Annotated in this window: 3 protein-coding genes; 1 reads left to right on the plus strand and 2 read right to left on the minus strand. The window is 32.1% G+C overall.

The window, feature by feature from the left end; all coding sequences use genetic code 11:
• Both msrA and msrB read right to left on the minus strand, forming a co-directional pair.
• On the minus strand, positions 1–431 hold a 431-nt coding region (msrA, locus tag AADI82_RS14930; protein ID WP_341217205.1), incomplete at its 3' end, for a peptide-methionine (S)-S-oxide reductase MsrA.
• The gene (msrB, locus tag AADI82_RS14935) at positions 424–882 is read right to left on the minus strand and encodes a peptide-methionine (R)-S-oxide reductase MsrB (RefSeq protein ID WP_341217206.1); all 459 of its coding nucleotides are present in this window, start codon (positions 880–882) and stop codon (positions 424–426) included. The genes msrB and msrA, both read right to left, overlap by 8 nt.
• 158 nt (positions 883–1,040) lie before the next feature.
• Here msrB and AADI82_RS14940 point away from each other — a divergent pair, with 158 nt between their 5' ends.
• A complete protein-coding gene (locus AADI82_RS14940; protein WP_341217207.1) occupies positions 1,041–2,321 on the plus strand; it encodes a Pycsar system effector family protein in 1,281 nt (426 codons plus the stop codon).
• Positions 2,322–2,340 lie beyond the last annotated feature (19 nt).

The raw sequence follows: 2,340 nt of genomic DNA on the forward strand, positions 1-2,340 counted from the left end.
TTTTCGGCTTCATAAAACACGTTTAAAGCAACAACCTCTGTAACTATTGGATTTTCATAATGTACCGCAACCTCTTTGATTACAACTTCTGCTATCTCTTTTTGCTTATCATTACAATAAAAAATTACTGAACGGTATTGCGTACCTCTATCTGCACCTTGCCTATTTAAAGTAGTAGGATCGTGCGTTGTCATAAAAATAATCAAGATATCTTCATATGAAATAATACTGGCATCAAATGTTATTTGTACCACTTCGGCATGTCCTGTTAAGCCTGAGCAAATTTCGCGATAGGTTGGGCGCCCAGGAACATTTCCTCCTGAGTAACCAGAGACGACCTTTTCTACACCTTTTACTTCTTGAAAAACAGCTTCTGTACACCAAAAGCAACCACCACCAACCGTAGCAATTTGCAAACTCTTATTATTCATTTATCGCCTCCTTATTAAGAATCATTGATTCTGAGTTGATACAATATCGTAATCCGCTTGGTTCTGGTCCATCAGGAAAAACATGACCTAAGTGCGCATCGCAAGTATTACACATTACCTCAACGCGTACCATACCAAAGGCAGTATCTTTTTCATATTTAATAGCATTTTCCTTAATGGGCTGTGTGAAACTAGGCCAACCAGTACCAGAACTAAACTTAATTGTAGAATCAAACAAAGGCATATTGCAACAAACACAATTATACTTACCAGCATCATGAACACTACAAAGCGCTCCGCTATGTGGGCGCTCGGTTCCTTTTTGCCTTGCAATTCTAAATTGCTCTGGAGTTAATTGAGCTTTCCATTCTTCATCTGATTTTTCAACTCGTCTATCGGGTATTGGGTTTCCTTTTACAGAAAAGCTCATAATATCTTTCCAAGTAATCATATTATTATTCCATTTTATTAATTAATAAGTGCACTTATGAACTTATATATAGTCGATTTAATTGAATTCTCCTTTCAGTTAATACTTATTGCATATGCGCAACTTTATTCCTGTTTTTTTTTAGTAATTTGTAACGTTAAATAAATAATAATCATTCTATGTCAAAATTAGTTAAAAATGCAGAAAAATTCGTCTTTGATCTTTTTAAAGAAGATTTAGAGCAAACCTTTCTATATCATAACTTTACACATACTGATCGTGTATTAAGAAGCACAAGAGAGATTATAGAAAATTCAGAAATTAGTAAAGAAGATGCTGAAATTTTAGAATTAGCTGCTTTATTGCATGATACTGGCTATACAAAAACCAGAGAAGGACATGAGGAGGAAAGTGTTAAAATTGCAACTACTTTTTTAAACAAGCAAGGTGCAAACGACAACACTATTAAAGGTGTTACTGAGTGTATTATGGCTACAAAATTTAAAGACTCGCCAAAAAACGAACTTGGTAAAATAATTAGAGACGCAGATTCGTCGCATTTTGGGAAAAAATATTTTAATGAAGCTAGCGAGTTTTTAAGAAAAGAATTAGAAATTCAGGGTATTGCTACTTACGCTCCAAGTGAATGGGTTAACGAAAACATAAAAGTACTTACTAGAAAACATGAGTTTTACACCGATTATGCATTAAAAAATTGGCAACCTAGAAAGGAAAAGAACCTTGCCAAACTTATTAAAACCAAAAAGAAAAGAAAAAGCAAACTTAAAACAGAAGAGTTAAAGGCTAAATACAAAGCACAATATAAAAACGAAAGCCCAGAGCGTGGTATTCAAACATTTTATCGAGTAGCTTTAAGAAATCATATTAAGCTGAGTGATATAGCAGATACAAAAGCTAATATTTTACTATCTGTTAATGCTATTATAATTTCGTTAGTACTTTCAAATCTAATCTCAAAATTAGACACCAATGAGTATTTAGTATATCCTACAGCTATCTTTACTTTATCTAGTGTCATATCAATGATATTATCAATAATTGCTACAAGACCAAATGTAACAAGTGGAGAATTCACTAAAGAAGACGTAGAAAATAAAAATGTTAATTTAACCTTCTTTGGAAATTTCCATAAAATGAGTTTAAATGAGTACGAATGGGCTATTAATGAATTGTTAAAGGATAAAAATTATGTATACAACTCACTTACAAAAGACCTTTACTTTTTAGGAAAAGTTTTAGAGCGTAAGTATCGTATTTTAAGAGTAACCTATACCATTTTTATGTCTGGAATAATTATATCTGTAATTGCTTTTGCAATAGCAGTAAAAAATAGTCCTGAAGCAGAAGGCGATCTTAAAGACATCCTTCCAGATAAAAAAACATCAATGATTAAATTGGACTCTGATAGAAATAATAATGTTTTTACTTATAGTATTTAGGCTTTGATTTCTTTCATTA

The sequence above is a fragment of the uncultured Wocania sp. genome (assembly GCF_964021735.1).
Lineage (GTDB): Bacteria > Bacteroidota > Bacteroidia > Flavobacteriales > Flavobacteriaceae > Wocania_A.